Source organism: Micromonospora sp. NPDC047740 (genome assembly GCF_043204735.1).
Taxonomy (GTDB): Bacteria; Actinomycetota; Actinomycetes; order Mycobacteriales; family Micromonosporaceae; genus Micromonospora.
This window is the reverse complement of sequence record NZ_JBIDCT010000021.1, coordinates 61,735-78,721: the sequence shown is the minus strand read 5'-3', so window position 1 is coordinate 78,721 and position 16,987 is coordinate 61,735. Positions and strand designations below refer to the sequence as shown.

Sequence of the window (16,987 nt, the reverse complement as noted above, 5' to 3'; positions counted from 1 at the left end):
ATGAGCACGGCGACGCATGGTCTCGGCCGGGCCGACCAGGCCAGCCCGTCCCGCCCGGCGCCCGTACGGCGGGCCGACGCCCGCCGGGCCGGAGTGGGTGCCCGGATCTTCAACGGCTTCTCCCACCTGTTCCTGGTGGTCTGGGCCCTGATGGTGGTCTACCCGCTGGTGTGGGTGGTGATGTCGGCACTCAAGAACGACTCGGAGGTCATCCGCGAGCCGCTCTCCCTGATCCCGAGCAAGCTGCACTGGGACAACTTCGCCCGGGCCTGGACCGAGGGACACCTCGGGTCGTTCTTCCTCAACACGGTGCTGGTGCTGGCCGGCAGCGTCACGCTGACCATGCTGCTCGGCTCGATGGCCGCGTACGCCCTGGCGCGCTACGAGTTCCGCGGCAACCGGCTGATCTACTACATGTTCCTCTCCGGCCTGACCCTGCCGATCTACCTGGCAGCGGTGCCGCTGTTCAAGGGCGTCTACAACATGGGAATCACCTTCCCGCTGCTCGGCCCGAACAAGCACCTCATGCTGATCGTGGTCTACGTCGCCTGGTCGCTGTCGTTCACGATCTTCTTCATGCACTCGTTCTTCCGGACGCTGCCCGACTCGATCGCCGAGGCGGCCATGGTCGACGGGGCCTCGCACACCCGGACCTTCTTCAGCGTGATGCTGCCGATGGCCAAGCCGGGCCTGATCAGCATCGGCATCTTCAACGTGCTCGGCCAGTGGAACCAGTGGTACCTGCCGACCCTGCTCATGCAGTCGGTGGCCGGCGAACCGAAGCATCAGGTGCTCTCCCAGGGACTGATCGAACTCTCCGTCAACCAGGGCTACAAGTCCGACTGGTCCGGCCTCTTCGCCGGCGTCACCATGGCCATGCTGCCGGTCCTGATCGTGTACATCGTGTTCCAGCGCCAGGTCCAGTCCGGCCTCACCGCCGGCGTCGGCAAGTAAGCCCCCGCCCCTCGCCTGGTCGAACGGGGCGCGGCGAGTGTCGGAGGGGCGAGGCAGAATCGCGTCCGTGCTGGTGGCGGTGGTGTCGGACGAGCGGGGCGGGGGAGTGCTGCAACCCCTCGACCCTGCCGGCCGACCCGCCGGCCCGGCCGAGCCGGTCGCCGACCTCGCCGCCGCGGTGGCCGCCCGGGAGGCCGCCGGCCGTCCCCGCTGGGTCTGGGCCACCGGCGCCCCGCTCTACCCGGCGCTGCTGCGCGCCGGCGTACGGCTGGACCGCTGCCACGACGTCGAGCTCACCGAGGCGCTGCTGCTCGGGTACGCGGGCCGCTGGGGCGAGCCCCGGTCGCTCGCCGCCGCCTGGGCCCGGCTCACCGGCGCGCCGGTGCCGCCCGACCCGGCGCCCCGCCCGGCGGAACCCCCCGGTCACGGCCAGGGCGCGCTCTTCGACCCGCCGTCCGGCCCGCCCGGCCCGGGCATCGAGGCGTTGACCCGGGTGTACGCGGACCAGCTCGACCGGATCGCTGCGACCGCGCAGCCCGGCCGGTTCCGGCTGCTGGTCGCCGCCGAGTCGGCCGGTGCGCTGATCGCCGCCGAGATGGGGGCGGCCGGCCTGCCGTGGCGCGCCGACGTGCACGACGCGATCCTCGCCGACCTGCTCGGCGAGGCGTCGCCGGTCGGCGGGCCGCCCCGCCGGCTGGCCGAGCTGGCCGCCCGGATCGCCGACGCGTTCGGCGTCCGCCAGTTGCACGCCGACTCCCCGGCCGAGCTGCTGAAGGCGTTCGCCCGGGCCGGCGTGGAGCTGCCGAACACCCGGGCCTGGGTGCTGCGCGGGGTGGAGCACCCGGCGGTGCCGCTGGTGCTCGAATACAAGGAGCTCTACCGGATCTGGACGGCGCACGGCTGGGCGTGGCGGGACGCCTGGGTCTCCGGCGGCCGGTTCCATCCCGAGTACGTGCCCGGCGGGGTGGTCTCCGGCCGCTGGGCCACCCGGGGCGGCGGCGCGTTGCAGATCCCGAAGGTGATCCGGCGTGCGGTGGTGGCCGACCCGGGCTGGGCGTTCGTGGTGGCCGACGCGGGGCAGCTCGAACCCCGGGTGCTCGCCGCGGTCTCCGGGGACGACCGGCTTGCCGCCGCCGGTGGCGCCGGGGACCTCTACGCCGCCCTGGCCCGGGACGCCTTCGCCGGTGACCGGGCCCGCGCCAAGGTGGCCCTGCTCGGCGCCATGTACGGGCAGACCGGTGGCGCGGCGGTGCCCGCCCTCGCGGTGCTCAAGCGCAACTACCCGACGGCGTTCGGATACGTCGAGGCGGCCGCCCGCACCGGTGAGGCGGGCGGGCTGGTGCGGTCGTGGTTGGGGCGTACCTGCCCGCCCGGGTCGGTGGGCTTCGGTGACGGGGAGGAGGCGGACCCGGACGCCGGGGCGGACCCGCAGGGCCCCCGGGCCCGGGCGGCCCGGTCCCGGGGCCGGTTCACCCGCAACTTCGTCATCCAGGCCACCGCCGCCGAGTGGGCGGCCACGTTGCTGGCCACCCTGCGCACCGCGCTGGCCGGCACCGGGGCCGAGCTGGTGTTCTTCCAGCACGACGAGGTGATGGTGCACTGCCCGGCCGAGCAGGCCGAGACGGTGGCGGCGGCGGTCACCGCCGCGGGCGCCCGGGCCGCCGGGCTGCTCTTCGGGGACACTCCGGTCCGGTTTCCGCTCGACCTGTCCATCGTCGACTGCTACGCCGACGCGGCATAGTCACCACAAATTTCCGTTTTGCCCCGCTACCCGCTCCCGGTGGCGCTCGTTGGTCCGGTGTGCGTACGACGGGACGGACCGGGCGCGGCTGCCCCCGGTCCGTCCCCCTGGTCGAGGGGGCACCGCTGAACCGGATCGCAGGAATGATCATCGCCGCTGGTGGGGGCCGTCGAATCGGCGGACCCGAGGCGTTGCTGCACCAGGGGGAGAAGCCCCTGCTGAGCCAGCTGGTCGACACGATGCGCGAGGCGGGCTGCGAGCAGGTCGTGGTCGTGCTGGGCGCGGCGGCCGACCAGGTCCGCGAGACGGCGGACTTGACCGCGGCCACCGTGGTGGTCAACCGGGCCTGGGGGACCGGGGTGGGCTCCTCGATCCGGGCCGGGCTGGCCGCGCTGACCGACGAGGGGATCGAGGCGGTCGTGGTGGTGCCGGTGGACATGCCCGGGCTCACCACCGGCGCGGTCCGCCGGGTGGCCGCCCTGCCGTACCCGGACGTGCTGGTCTGCGCCACCTACGACGGACTGCGCGGCTACCCGATGGTGTTCGGTCGCCGGCACTGGTCCGGGATCGCGACCCTGGCCAGCGCCGACGTCGGGGCCCGGCCGTACCTGCTAGCGCACAAGGATCAGATCGTCGACATCTCCTGCGACTCAGTGGCCGACGGCAGCCGGATCGACAGCCCGGAGCTGATGGCGCTCTACGGCCTCTCCATCCCCGAGCAGCGCGTCGGCGTCTGAGTACCTCGGTCGAAATGCGGCGCTCTCCATCCAGGTCTGCGCCCGGCCGTTTATCAACTACGGGTTGATGGCTCTGGATGTCGCGCAGATCCTCATTGGTGAGGACGTCGGCGGCGCGGACGCCGACGCGACCGTCACCTCCGGCGGCAGTGAGTGTCCGGAGCTGCACACCGGCGTGCTGAAGCTGCGCGGCTGGGCGCAGGAGAAGGGCAACTACTGCGGCCCGGGGACCCTGCAGGCCGCCGCGGCGAGCATGGGCATCTCGACGGTGCCCAGCCAGAACGAGCTGGCCAGCCAGTCTCACACCAGCTCCACCGCCACGCTGCCGTCGGACATGGCGGCCACCCTGTCGGGTCACACCCCGATCGGCATGGGCTACGACCTGTACGGGTGGTACTCGTTCGGCGACAGCAACCTGCCGCTGGAGTACGGCATCGACCGGGTCCGCCGCGGCATCAAGCAGGGCCAGCCGTCGATCCTGCTGGTTAAGCCGCAGCTGCTGCCCTGGGGCACGTCCGGCGGCAGCGGCCTGCTCCGCCACTACGTGATGATCTATGGGTATGGATCGGTCGACAGCAGCGCCGGTGCGACGGGTGAGTACACCAGCACCTTCAAGGTCTGGGACCCGTGTGACGCGACCACCCACGACATGACGCTCGATGAGCTGATCACCGCGGCGAACGCCGCCGAGGTGCCCGGCGACATTACGACCATCTCACCGAAGATCTGACGCATCGGGCCGTCGTGCGCCGCGTGGCTTTCGACGCGGCACACGACGGCCCGGTAGTCCGGAGCCCGCCCTGGCTGTTCGGGCTTGTTCGGGCACGTTCGGGACCGTGGACATCCGGCGCCCGACGAATTGACGATCTTTCCCATGGAGCAGTTGGCGGTGAACTTGCTGGGCCCACTGGAGGTGCGGCAGCGAGGTCGCCTGGTACCCATTCCGACCGGGAAAGCGCGCACCCTACTGGCGATGCTGCTGCTTGATCGGGAGCGCACGCTACGTCGGGCGACGGCCTATACCGAATTATGGGGTGACTCCGTGCCTGCCTCGGCCGCTTCGAACTTCCGCAGCTATCTTGCCGAGTTGCGGCTGTGGGTGATGGACCTGGGCGGTCAACTGTTCCAGGGCCGTTACGGCTGGTCGTTGACCATCCCGGGCAGTGTCGATGCTCTGCGGTTCCAGGCCATGATCGACGAAGGTCGTGCTGCGCGGCGCGCCGGGGATGGGGCCTCGGCTATCAGGTTTTTTGCTGATGCGGTTTCACTGTACCGCGACTCCCCGATGCTCGACGTGCCGCAGGGTCCGGCCCTGTTCGGATACGCGCAGGCCCTGCTCGTCCTGTGGCAGTCCGCCATGGAGGAGTACGCCGAACTGCTGATCGAGGCGGGCGAGCCTGATCGTGCACGCCTGCTGTTGCATTCCTTTCTCGGCCGCCAGCCATATCGCGAGCGGGCCTGGGGTCACCTCATGGTGGCCTGTAGCAGCAGCGGCGATGTCGCGGCCGCCGTTGACGCGTACCGGCGCGCCTGTGGCTATCTGGCCAACGATCTCAAAGCGCGGCCGAGCCCGCTGTTGACGTCGCTGTACGGGGCCATCCTGCGCGGAGATCCGCGGGTACGGCTCGGGTCTGGTCCGGCGCCGCACTACCAAGGCGGTTGGCGGCGGGACACCGGCGCGGTGTGCGCTCCGAAATGCGCACAGGCGTGCGGCACCGACCAACCCTACCCGCATGAGAAAACGAGTAACGAGATGGCGTGCGGTTGTGGCGTCGGCGACCGGGGCGGTATTGGCAGCGACGCTGCTGGCCGTGCCGGCGCAGGCCAAACCGGATCGCCCGCTCCGTCCTGACCTGCCCAAGCCGGCGTCGACGCCGGGCACCAGTGCCGCTCAAACCGCCGGACACAGGCCGGGTCGCGAGGAGGCCAGGTTCCTTCGTACCTCGCCGGGCGCGACCTGGCAGGCCACGGTCGCTGCGCCCACAGGGGTACGAGCGGAGGTGCTCGACCGCGCCACCGCCTCCCGTGCCGGCGTCAAGGGCCTGCTCCTGCGAGTCTCCAGCGACAATGCCAAGACCGCGTCTGTCGAGGTCGACTACCGCGGGCTGAGGCACGCTTACGGCGGTGACTGGGCCTCGCGCCTGCAGTTCGTGCGGGTCCACGACGGCAAGGTGTTCCCGGGCCGTAACGATCTGAGAAACGGAAAGCTGCGGGCCGAGCTGCCGCTGCCGGCCAAGTATCGCCTGCCGAGCGGGCAGCGTGCGGATGACGATCCGACTTTCGCCCAAGCGAGTCTGTTCGCGGTGACCGCCGCATCTAGCGGTCCCAACGGCAGCTTCCAGGCCACGACCCTGTCGCCGTCGCTGAGTTGGCAGGTCGGGCTGAACTCCGGTGACTTCGGCTGGTCGTACCCGATGGGGGTGCCCGACCTTCCCGGATTGACCCCCGACCTGGGCCTCAACTACTCCTCCGGCAGTGTCGACGGGCGGATGGCGGCGACGAACAACCAACCGTCGATCATCGGTGAGGGCTTCGACTCGCAGGCCGGTTTCATCGAGCGCTCCTACCAGTCGTGCAAGGAGGACGGGCAGGCCACCTCGCAGGAGTTGTGCTTCGCCTCCCAGAACGCGACGGTCGCGCTGCCCGGCATCAGCGGCGAGCTGGTACGCGACGACGCGACCGGCGTCTGGAAGTCCGAGGAGGACAGCGGATGGCGCGTGGAGCTGCTCACCGGCGCAGCCAACGGCGACAATAACGGTGAGTACTGGCGGCTGACCTCACGGGATGGCACCCAGTACTTCTTTGGCCGGTCGGCGGCGGCAAAGTCGGCATGGACGGTGCCGGTCTTCGGCGACGACGCGGGGGAGCCGTGCCACCAGGCCGTGTTCGCCAGCGCGTGGTGCACCCAGGCGTACCGGTGGAACCTCGACTACGTCGTCGACACCCACGGCGACGCGATGGCGTACTACTACGACACCGAAACCAACTACTACAGCCGGGCCCAGTACGTGCGCGCAGGGCAGTTGAACCGGATCGAGTACGGCTTCCGAGACGGCTCGGCCGCCCCGGCGCCGGGGCGGGTCTCGTTCACCACCGCGCCGCGCTGCATCCCCGGGACTGTCTGCGACCCGGCGACCAACCCGGAGAACTTCCCCGACGTGCCGTTCGACCAGCAGTGCACGAGCACGACATGCGCCGTCACGACCCCGACCTTCTGGACGACGAAGCGGCTGGCGAAGATAACCACCCAGATCTATCACGACTCCGGGTACCGCGATGTCGCGTCGTGGACGCTCAACCACGAGTTTCCCTCGAACGGCGACGGTACCGACCCCGGGCTGTGGCTGGAGTCGATCGTTCACACCGGGCACGTCGGCGGGACGGTGGCGATGCCGCCGCTGCAGTTCGACGGGGAGCTGCGCGACAACCGGGTCGATGGGCTCGACATGGCACGCCCGTTCGCCAAGTGGCGGCTGAAGACCATCACCAATGAGACCGGTGGCCGGATCGAGGTCACGTACGCGGAGCCGGAGTGTCATCGGTCGAGCCTGCCCGTGCCCGACAGCAACGCGATGGCCTGCTATCCCGGGTACTGGCTGATGGGTGGCTCCACAGAGCCGACGCTGGACTGGTTCCACAAGAGCGTGGTCAGCCGGGTCGTCGAGCGGGACATGACCGGCAGCGGCAATGCGGCGGAGGTCACCGAGTACGAATACCTCGGCGGTATCGGGTGGACCCACGACATGGGTGAGCTGACGCCGGCCCGCTTCAAGTCGTGGGGACAGTTCCGTGGCTACCAGCGCACCCGGGTCAAGCACGGCGATCCGCTGGCCGGGACGCAGCGCGTCGAAGAGCACCTGTTCCTGCGGGGCATGGACAACGACCTGCTCGCCAACGGCACGCGCCGTGACGTGTGGGTCAGCGACTCGCAGGGCGGCACCATCGAGGACAAGCCCGTGCGGCGCGGATTCACCCGCGAGATGACCGTCTTCAACGGCAACGACTGGCTCAGCAAGACCATCTCGGAACCGTTGGAGATCCGCAAGACGGCCACCCGCAACCGGCCGGCCGGGCCGCTGGAGGCGTACCTGACCGAGGAGCGGTCCGAGCGCGAGTACACCAAGCACCCGGGCGGGGTGTGGGTCACCGAAACCCTCTACTCGTACGACGACTACGGCCGTGTGATCCAGACCCATGATCGCGGAGACGTATCGACCCCGGATGACGACACGTGCGCCCGGACGTCGTACACGCAGAACCTCACATCGTGGATCATCGACACGTTGGCCAGGATGGAAACGGTCAGCGTGGGCTGCGACGTCACGGCGACAGACGCCGACCTCATCGGCGACCAGCGCCAGTACTACGACGGCGCGACCAGCATCTCCACACCCCCTGTCAAGGGCGATCTGACGAAGTCGGAGGAGGTGTCCGAGCCGGGCGCCTACGTGTTGGTGGGTTCCGCGCGGTACGACGTGCACGGCCGCCCGATCGAGTCGACGGATCCGTCCGGTGACAAGGGCACGGTGACCTACAGCCCGGAGACCGGTGGGCCGGTGACGTCAATCGTGCAAACCAACGCCCTCGGGCACACCAGCACCACCTCCCTCGACCCGTTGCTGGGCACCGTCCTGTCCACGGTCGACGCCAACGGTGTCCGTACCGACATGACCTACGACCCGCTGGGCCGGCTCACCGCGGGCTGGGCTCCCGGGCGTAGCAAGGCGGCCGAGCAGTCACCTTCGGCGACCTTCTCCTACCTGGTGCGGGGCAACGCGCCCTCGGTCGTCACCAGCAGTACGTTGCTGTCCAACGGCTCCTACCTGGTCAGCCGGAACCTCTTCGACGGGTTCCTGCGGCTGCGCCAGACGCAGAGCCCGTCGCCGGCCGGCGGACGGGTCATCACCGACACTCTCTACGACAGCCAGGGTCGGGTCTTCAAGACCAACGACGACTACTGGAACGCCGATGCCGCCCCGGCGACCTCGTTGTTCCTGGTGTCAGACGCCAGGGTGATGGCCCAGACGCGTTACCTCTTCGACGCCGCGGGGCGCGAGACCGACGAGCTCCTGCTGTCGGAGGGGGTCGAGAAGTGGCGTACCAGGACGTCGTACGGCCCGAACTGGACGGCAACCGACCCGCCCGCGGGCGGCACGCCGACCATGGAGGTCTTCGACCTCGAAGGCCGCACCGTCGAGCTGCGGCAGTTCCACGGCGACTCGTCGACCGGCGCCTACGACGCGACGAAATACACGTACAACAAGGCCGGGCAGAAGGCGAGCGTGACCGACGCGGCCGGAAACGTCTGGCGCTCCTCGTACGACCTGCGTGGCCGGATGATCCGCGACGAGGACCCAGACTCCGGGGTCACGGTCAGCACCTACGACGACGAGGACCAGCTGATCTCCAGCACCGATTCCCGCGGCAGCACGGTGACCAGCACCTATGACGCTCTGGGGCGCAAGACCGGCCAGTTCAAGGGGCAGACGAAGCTGGCCGCGTGGACGTACGACACGCTCCCCAACGGCAAGGGGCTGCCGGTGGCCTCAATCCGGTACGTCGACGGAAACGCCTACTCCAGCGAGGTCACGGGCTACCAGCAGGGGACCGGCCGAGCTCTGGGATCGAAGGTCACCATCCCCGAGTCGGAGGAAGGCCTGGGTGGTACGTATACCACCAGCCTGACCTACGACGGGTTCGGGCGGCTCACAAAGACCGAGCTCCCATCCGCGCCGGGGCTGCCCGCCGAGGCCCTCACCCACAGGTACAACGAGTTTGACCTGCCGCAGCAGCTGTCGGGGCTGGACAGCTACGTCAACGACACCTCGTACGACGAGTTCGGCCGCGTCACCAGCACCGCACACGGCACGTCAGGGCACCAGGTCTGGTCCGGGTTCGGTTTCGACCCGGTGACCGGGCGGCTGGAGTTCGCCTCGATGGACCGCGAGGACGAGAACGACCCGAGCGTGTCAGCGGTGACCTACACCTACGACCCGGTCGGCAACGTGCTGTCCAGCGCGGACGCCGTCTCCGGCGACCAGCAGTGCTTCGGCTACGACTACCTGACCCGGCTGACCGAGGCATGGACCCCGTCGTCCGGCGACTGCGGCGACGCCCGATCCGCGACCGCGCTGGGCGGGCCCGCAGCCTACTGGCACTCGTTCACCTACGACAAGACCGGGAACCGGCTGTCGGAGGTCCGCCACGCGGCGGGTGGGGACACCACCCGGGCGTACACCTATCCCACGGCGGGCTCGGCGCAACCCCACACCCTCAAGTCGGTGACCACCACCGGCCCCGGAGGGTCGAAGACCGACACCTACACCTACGACAGCACCGGCAACATGCTGACCCGGCAGGGCCAGAACCTTACCTGGGATGCGGAGGGGCAACTTGAGAAGATCGGAGACACCTCGTTCCTCTACGACGCCGACGGTAACCGGCTGATCCGTCGTGACGCCTCCGGCACCACGCTCTACCTCGGCGAGTTGGAGATCCATCGCGGTACCACTGGGGGCCTTTCCTCGACCCGCTACTACGGCAACGTCGCCGTACGCACCTCGGCCGGGTTGAGCTGGCTGGTCTCCGACCACCAGGGCACCGCCAACGTCACGATCAGCGCGTCGGACCTGTCGGTGACCAGGCGGTACCAGACTCCGTTCGGGCAGACACGCGGCACCGCCGTGAGCTGGCCGTCAGAGCGCGCTTTTGTCGGCGGAACGAAGGACCCGTCGACCGGGCTCGTCCATCTCGGCGCGCGGGAGTACGACCCGGAGATCGGTCGCTTCATCTCGATCGACCCGATCGTCGACGAAGGCGATCCGCAGCAGATGAACGGGTACGCGTACGCGAACAACTCACCGGTCACGTTCTCAGACCCGGACGGGTTGAAGTACAGGTGCTCCAACCCGCGGCAGTGCGATGGCAGCGACGCAAAGCAGAAGGCGGACGCAGCCAAGCGGGCGGCTGCCGCGCGAAAGGCCGCCGCCGAGCGGGCCCGCCAGGAGCAGATCCGGGCCCGCAACCGGGCGGCAATCGGCCGAGCGCAGGCCAAGGCGGCGCGGGACAAGGCGGCGGCGGAACGCAGGAAGGAGCGCATCCGCGCCAAGAACCAGGCGGCGGCGGCCAAGGCGGCGGCGAAGGCGGCCCGGGACCAGGCCAAGAAGGAACGGGCGGCGCAGAAAAAGCGGGACGACGCACTGGCGAAATGCGGCGGAAGCATTCGTGCCTGCCAGAAGAAGGACGAAGAGCGCTACACGAAGAAGGTCTGCTACAACAAGGCCTCTTGCGAGCACTACGAGCGCCGCTTCGTCAAGCCGAAGCAGCCCGCTGCGAAGAAGTGCGGTGGACGTTACGGCTGTACGTCCATGGGACCTGCCAAAGGACCGCTCAAGCAGACGGCAGGATCGTCCTGCCATGGGTTCGCTCTGGACTGCTGGAAGGCGGATAACGACACGGTCATCCGAAACGTCTCCAAGGGTGCGGTGATAGTCGGAGGCGCCGCGGCCGGAGCGGTCGCCTGCGGGACGGTTGTCCTGTGCGCTGCGGGCATCGGCGCGGCCGCCGGCGCCCTCGGTTACGCGGTTACCGCCGATGAGGAGGAGTGGGACAACGGCGACTTCATAACCGAAGTCCTCGGCGGCGCCTTCGCCGGAATAGCCGGTAATCGCTTGGCTCCGAAGCCCCCGGCGAAGCCGCGCATCCGTGGCAGGTGGGAAAACGGCGAGTTGAAGGGGTACCTGGTCGACTAGCCATCCTCACGCGCGGCGTGCTCCACGCCGCTTGGATCAGGTCGATGTGCGGTTCGATATGCGCCTCGCGGTAACGCTGTAGCCGGCTCCGCTTGTCAGCGGGGCCGGCTACTCGTTGCTGGAGGCTGTTTATGCGACGTTTCGGCTTGACACTGCTGTGCGCCCTGTCGCTCACGGCGCTACCCCTTCCCGCGCAGGCCGCACCGGAGGGCACGGCCGGGCGTCCGGCGTTGACCAGCAAACCCGGGCCGGGCGTCTCTGCCCGGGCACCCATGGACGACCCGGCCAGCAGGAACGCGTGGCGCAAGGCGCCCGCGGTCGCCTGGCCGGCGTCCGGCGTGGCGGAGGTCAAGGTGCCGGCGTACGACGTCGAGAAGGTCGACGCGGAGGCGCCGAAGCTGGCTCGCGCCGGGACGCTGCCGATCTGGCTCGGGCGATCGGCGACGGTGCGGCTGATGCGCTCCGGCAAGGATTCCGGCGTCGTCTTCAGCGTCGCCGGCATGCGCGGGCGAGCGCCGATCGAGGTGGACTACACCGGGTTCCGGCACGCCTTCGGCGGCGACTACGCGGCCCGCCTCAAGCTGGTGCGCCTCGACGGCCAGCCCGTCACCAGCCGTAACGACCCGACCCGGGGCCGGGTCGCGACGAGCGGTGCCGACGGCGTCTACGCGCTGGTTTCCACGTCCGACAGCAGCGCGGGCAGCTACCGGGCGACGAGCCTGGCGCCTTCGGCGACCTGGCAGGTGGGCCTGGGCTCGGGTGACTTCACCTGGTCGTACCCGATCACGGTGCCCCAGCTGCCCGGCCCGGTCCCGGACCTGAACCTCTCCTACAATTCGGGCACGGTCGACGGGCGCATCGGGTCGACCAACAACCAGCCATCGGTGGTCGGCGAGGGGTTCGAGCTGCGGACCGGCTACATCGAGCGCTCCTACCACGGCTGCGACCAGGACGGCCAGGCCGGTGTCGCCGACCTGTGCTACCTGTCGCACAACGCCGTCGCGGTGCTGCCCGATCTGACCACTGAGCTGGTGCGCGATGAGACGACCGGCAAGTGGGCGACGCAGCGCGAGAGCGGCTGGCGGATCGAGCAGCTGTTCGGCGCGTCCAACGGGGACGGCGACGGCGAGTACTGGCGGTTGACCTCGCCCGGTGGCGTGCAGTACTTCTTCGGCAGCAGCGCCGCCGCCAGCTCGGCCTGGACGGTGCCGGTCTACGGCGATGACGGCGGCGAACCCTGCCACCAGTCGACGTTCGCCGGTTCCTGGTGCCAGCAGGGCTACCGGTGGATGTTGGACAAGGTCGTCGACCCGCACGGTGACGTGATCACCTACACCTACGAGAAGGAGACCAACAACTACCGCCGGGGCGGAGTGATCACCCCGTACGTGCGCAGCGGCCACCTGGTCGGTGTCGAGTACGGCGGCGGCGCGGCCCGGGTGGTGTTCACCCCGGCCGGTCGATGCCTGCCCGGGTCGACCTGTTCCAGCAGCGAGCCGACCAACTTCCCCGACGTCCCCTACGACCAGGAATGCGGCACCAGCAGTTGTGCCTACACCGCGCCGACGTTCTGGTCCACGAAGCGCCTGGCGAAGATCACCACGCAGGTCAACGACGGCAGCGGCTTCCGCGACGTCGACTCGTGGACCTTGACCCACTCGTTCCCGGACACCGGCGGCGGTGGCGCCGACGCGGCCCCCGCGCTGTGGCTGGAGTCGATCGTGCGTGCGGGGCACGTCGGCGGCAGCACCGTCACGCTCCCGCCGGTCAGGTTCGCCGGGCTCATGCAGCCCAACCGCCTCGAGGCGATCGACGGCACGGTCCCGCTGAACAAGTACCGGGTCCAGGGCATCATCAACGAGACCGGTGGGCAGATCAAAGTCAACTACTCGCTGGCCGACTGCGCGGCGGGGAGCACGCCGAGTCCTGACGCCAACGTGCGCAAGTGTTTCCCCGCCTTCTGGAGCCCGGGCGGCACCGGACCAGAGCTGGACTGGTTCCACAAATACGTCGTCAACGAGGTGGTCGAGGAGGACCTGGTCGCCGGGCGCGCGGCGAAGGTCACCCGGTACGAGTACCTCGACCCCGGCGCGGCGCTGTGGAGCCACGACGACTCCGAGATACTGCCCGCCACGCAGCAGTCCTGGGGGCAGTGGCGCGGGTACCAGCGGGTGCGGGTGCGCACCGGCGGCCAGTCGGCGACCGAGTACCTGTTCCTGCGCGGGCTCTACGACGACAAGAAGGCAGACGGCGGCAAGCGGCTGGTCACCGTCGACGGCGTCGACGACCGGGCGGCGTTCAGCGGGATGGCCCGGCAGACCACCGTGTTCGACGGGGCCAACGTGGTCAGCCGCACCACGTCCCAGCCGCTGCTCATGGCCACCACCGCGACCCGGGCGCGCGCCTCCGGCACGCTCGAGGCGACCCTGGCCGACGAGGTGTCGGTGCGGAAAGCCGTCACGCTCACGGGCGGAGGAACGCGCACCGTGGAAAAGCGCTTCGGCTACGACAGCCGGGGCCGGCTGGTGCACACCAGCGACCTCGGCGACACCTCGACCACGGCCGATGACAGCTGCGTACGCAACACCTACACGGAGAACACGACGACCTGGATCATCAACACCCTCGGCCGGGTGGAGACCGTGGACGCGGGGTGCGACGCGACCGGGACGACGCTGACTGATGTCAAGAACACCTACAGTGACGCCGGTGACCTCACCAAGGTCGAGGAGTGGAACGGCACCGGCTTCGTCACCGTCTCCCGCACCGTGCCCGACCGCTACGGCCGTCCGCTGGAGCAGTACGACGCGCTGGGACACGTCACGCGGACCGCGTACACCCCCGCCAGCGGTGGCCCGGTGACCCGTACCGCGGTGACCAACCCGGCGGGCCACACCGTGACTACCGACTACGAGCCGCTGCGCGGGACCGCCTCGGCCACCGCGGACGCCAACGGCAACGTCACCCACACCGCGTACGACGCGCTCGGCCGGGTCACCGCCGTCTGGCGGCCGGGCCGGGCCACCACCGCGACCCCCAACATGCGCTACGAGTACCTGGTCCGCGCGAACGGACCGTCGGTGGTCACCACCCGCCCGTTGATCGGCCCGGTCAACCACGAGCTGTACGACGGGCTGCTGCGCCCGGCACAGACGCAGACAAGCTCCCCGAGCGGCGGCCGCATCGTCAGCGACACCGTCTACGACAGCGCCGGCCAGGTCTCCCGGGACATCGACGACCATTGGGACGCCGGAGCGCCAGGGACGAGCCTGCTGGCCGTGCCCACCACCCCGGATCGCGAAACGCGGTACACCTACGACGGGGCGGGCCGGGTCACCGTCGAAGCCCTCTACTCGAGTGGGGCGCAGCAGTGGCGCACCACGACCGCCTACGGCGGCGACCGGGTGGACGTCGACCCGCCGCAGGGCGGGACGGCGACGACCTCACTGCTGGACGGACATGGCCGCACCGTCGAGCTGCGGCAGTACGCCGGCGGCGCACCGACCGGCGCGTACGACGCCACCCGGTACACGTACACGAAGCTGGGCCAGCTCGAGACGATCACCGATCCGGCCGGCAACGTACGGCGCAACACCTACGACAGCCGTGGGCGCCAGATCAAGGCCGAAGCGCCGGACACCGGCGCGGTCGTCCTGGGCTACGACGACGCCGACCGGCTCGTCTCCCGCACGGACGCACGCGCCCGGACGGTGACCTACGCCTACGACGACCTGGACCGCCGCACCGCTGTCCGCGAGGGCAGCACCACGCTGGCCGAGTGGGTCTACGACACCGCACCGGGCGGCAAGGGGCTGCTCGCGTCGTCGACGCGGCACTCCGACGGCGCGGCGTACGTCTCGGCGGTCACCGGCTACGACGAGCGGGGGCGGCGCAAGGGCGCGGCGGTGACCATTCCGGCCGTCGAGAACGGGCTGGGCGGCACCTACACCACCACGTTCACCTACCGTGAGGACGACCAGCCCGCCACCACGACGCTACCGGCGGTCGGCGGCCTGGCGCAGGAGACCCTGACCCACGGCTACGACACGCTGGGCAACCCGGAGACGCTGACCGGGCTCGCACCCTACGTCGCCGGCACGGCCTATGACGAACTCGGTGAGCTGTACTCGCGCTCGTCCGGTCCCACCGGGCGGCAGGTCTACCGCTACTACGGCTGGAATCCAGCCACCCGACGACTGGCGTACGCGTCGGCGTACCGCGACGTGGAGGCGCAGCCGACGCTGGCCGACCGGGCTTACACCTACGACGCCACGGGCAACGTCACCTCCATCACGGACAGCCTGGACGACACCACCGACCGCCAGTGCTTCCGATACGACCAGCTCCAACGGCTCGTTCAAGCCTGGACGCCGACCGGTGACTGCACCGCGTCGCCGACGACCGTCGGCCTCGGCGGCCCCGCGCCGTACTGGCACGACTACAGCTACGACCGGATCGGCAACCGGCTCGGCGACGTGCGGCACGCGGCGGCCGGCGACACCACCCGGACCTACACCTACCAGGCAGCCCAGCCACACCTGGTGCGGTCGGTGACCACCGGGTCCGCGACCGCGAGCTACGGCTACGACGCGTCCGGCAACACCACCTCGCGGTCCGGGCAGACCTTCAGCTGGGACGCCGAAGGACGCCTGGCCGCGGCCGGTGCGGAGTCCACCGTGTACGACGCCGACGGCAACCGGCTCGTCCGGCGTGACGCGACCGGCACCACCGTCTATCTCACCGACACGGAGGTGCGCCGGGCAGCCTCCGGGTCGGTCACCGCGACGCGCTACTACCGGCAGGCCGACAGCGTTGTCGCGGTACGCACACCGTCGCGGCTGAGCTGGCTGGTCGACGACCACCAGGGCACGGCCACGGTCGCGGTCGCCGACCAGGCCGGGCAGCCCACCGTCCGCCGTCACCAGCTTCCGTTCGGCGCCACCCGCGGCGCCGCACCCGCCTGGTGGGACGGCGAACGGGGATTCGTTGGCGGCACCGCCGGACCGGCCGGGCTGGTTCACCTGGGCGCGCGCGAGTACGATCCGGAGATCGGCCGGTTCCTCTCCGCCGACCCGGTCGTCGACACCGCCGATCCGCAGCAGATGCACGGCTACTCGTACGCCAACGGCAGCCCGGTGACGATGTCGGACCCGGACGGGCTCAAGGCCAAGAAGTCGACGTCGTTCCCCGGCAAAAAGGTCGTCGACAAGCTGCGCGACGTGGTGATCGACAGGATTCTGAGCCAGCCGTACGACGACTACTTCGTGTGCGAGGGCTGCGGCTGGGAGTACTACGGCGAGACCATCTGGGACTCTGGTGGGTACTACGACGACACCTACGACGACACCTACGACGAGCCGCAGGTCCGGTACACCTATCAGCAGACCGAGTGCGGGGGATGGGGCGGCCAGTGCGTGTCGCCGCGCCCGTACGGGTGGGTGGCCGACTACGGCGACGCCACTGAGTTCCCGCTGTCCTCGGGGACGCGTATCGTGACCGGCTCGCCGTCGTCGGGGACGAGCATCGGGACCTCGGTGATCGGCTACTCGTCCTCGTTCTCGTTCTCGTCGTGGTCCCCGTCCGTGTCCGCGTCCTCCTCGGGAGCGAGCTGGGGCAGATTCCGCCCCGCCAGCTCGCCCCCGTTGGGGTCATCGATGATCTGGGACCCGCCGCGGCGGTCCGGTCCATGGACGGGATGGCTGCCCGGCCTCGGGTCGTCGTTGTTCGGTCACCGGTAGGGGTGCGTCGTGAACCGTGGTGTGGTGGCGGCGCTGTCGGGTCTCGCTGTCGTAGGCATCCTTGCC

At 70.0% G+C, this 16,987-nt stretch carries 7 protein-coding genes; all 7 read left to right on the top strand.

What is annotated here, in order from left to right:
• A complete protein-coding gene (locus tag ACGF4F_RS30750; RefSeq protein WP_073836722.1) occupies positions 1-954 on the top strand; it encodes a carbohydrate ABC transporter permease in 954 nt (317 codons plus the stop codon).
• 37 nt (positions 955-991) lie between these two features.
• Positions 992-2,695, top strand: a complete 1,704-nt coding sequence (locus ACGF4F_RS30745; RefSeq protein WP_393082777.1) for a bifunctional 3'-5' exonuclease/DNA polymerase — start codon at positions 992-994, stop codon at positions 2,693-2,695.
• Positions 2,696-2,838: 143 nt separating this feature from the next.
• Entirely contained in the window at positions 2,839-3,432 is a 594-nt protein-coding gene (locus ACGF4F_RS30740; protein ID WP_073836720.1) for an NTP transferase domain-containing protein, read from the top strand.
• A 67-nt stretch (positions 3,433-3,499) separates the two neighbouring features.
• The gene (locus ACGF4F_RS30735) at positions 3,500-4,162 is read left to right on the top strand and encodes a C39 family peptidase (protein WP_393082774.1); all 663 of its coding nucleotides are present in this window, start codon (positions 3,500-3,502) and stop codon (positions 4,160-4,162) included.
• 144 nt (positions 4,163-4,306) lie between these two features.
• A complete protein-coding gene (locus ACGF4F_RS30730; RefSeq protein ID WP_393082771.1) occupies positions 4,307-5,284 on the top strand; it encodes a BTAD domain-containing putative transcriptional regulator in 978 nt (325 codons plus the stop codon).
• Positions 5,285-5,432: 148 nt separating this feature from the next.
• Positions 5,433-11,183, top strand: a complete 5,751-nt coding sequence (locus ACGF4F_RS30725) for an RHS repeat-associated core domain-containing protein (RefSeq protein WP_393082768.1) — start codon at positions 5,433-5,435, stop codon at positions 11,181-11,183.
• A 146-nt stretch (positions 11,184-11,329) separates the two neighbouring features.
• Entirely contained in the window at positions 11,330-16,921 is a 5,592-nt protein-coding gene (locus tag ACGF4F_RS30720; RefSeq protein WP_393082765.1) for an RHS repeat-associated core domain-containing protein, read from the top strand.
• The last annotated feature ends 66 nt before the right edge of the window (positions 16,922-16,987 follow it).

What these genes read in the sequence shown, in the direction of transcription:
- ACGF4F_RS30750 (WP_073836722.1), top strand. Translation starts at nt 1, where the DNA reads ATGAGCACGGCGACGCATGGTCTCGGCCGGGCCGACCAGGCCAGCCCG.
- ACGF4F_RS30730 (WP_393082771.1), top strand. Translation starts at nt 4,307, where the DNA reads ATGGAGCAGTTGGCGGTGAACTTGCTGGGCCCACTGGAGGTGCGGCAG.
- ACGF4F_RS30740 (WP_073836720.1), top strand. Translation starts at nt 2,839, where the DNA reads ATGATCATCGCCGCTGGTGGGGGCCGTCGAATCGGCGGACCCGAGGCG.
- ACGF4F_RS30735 (WP_393082774.1), top strand. Translation starts at nt 3,500, where the DNA reads ATGGCTCTGGATGTCGCGCAGATCCTCATTGGTGAGGACGTCGGCGGC.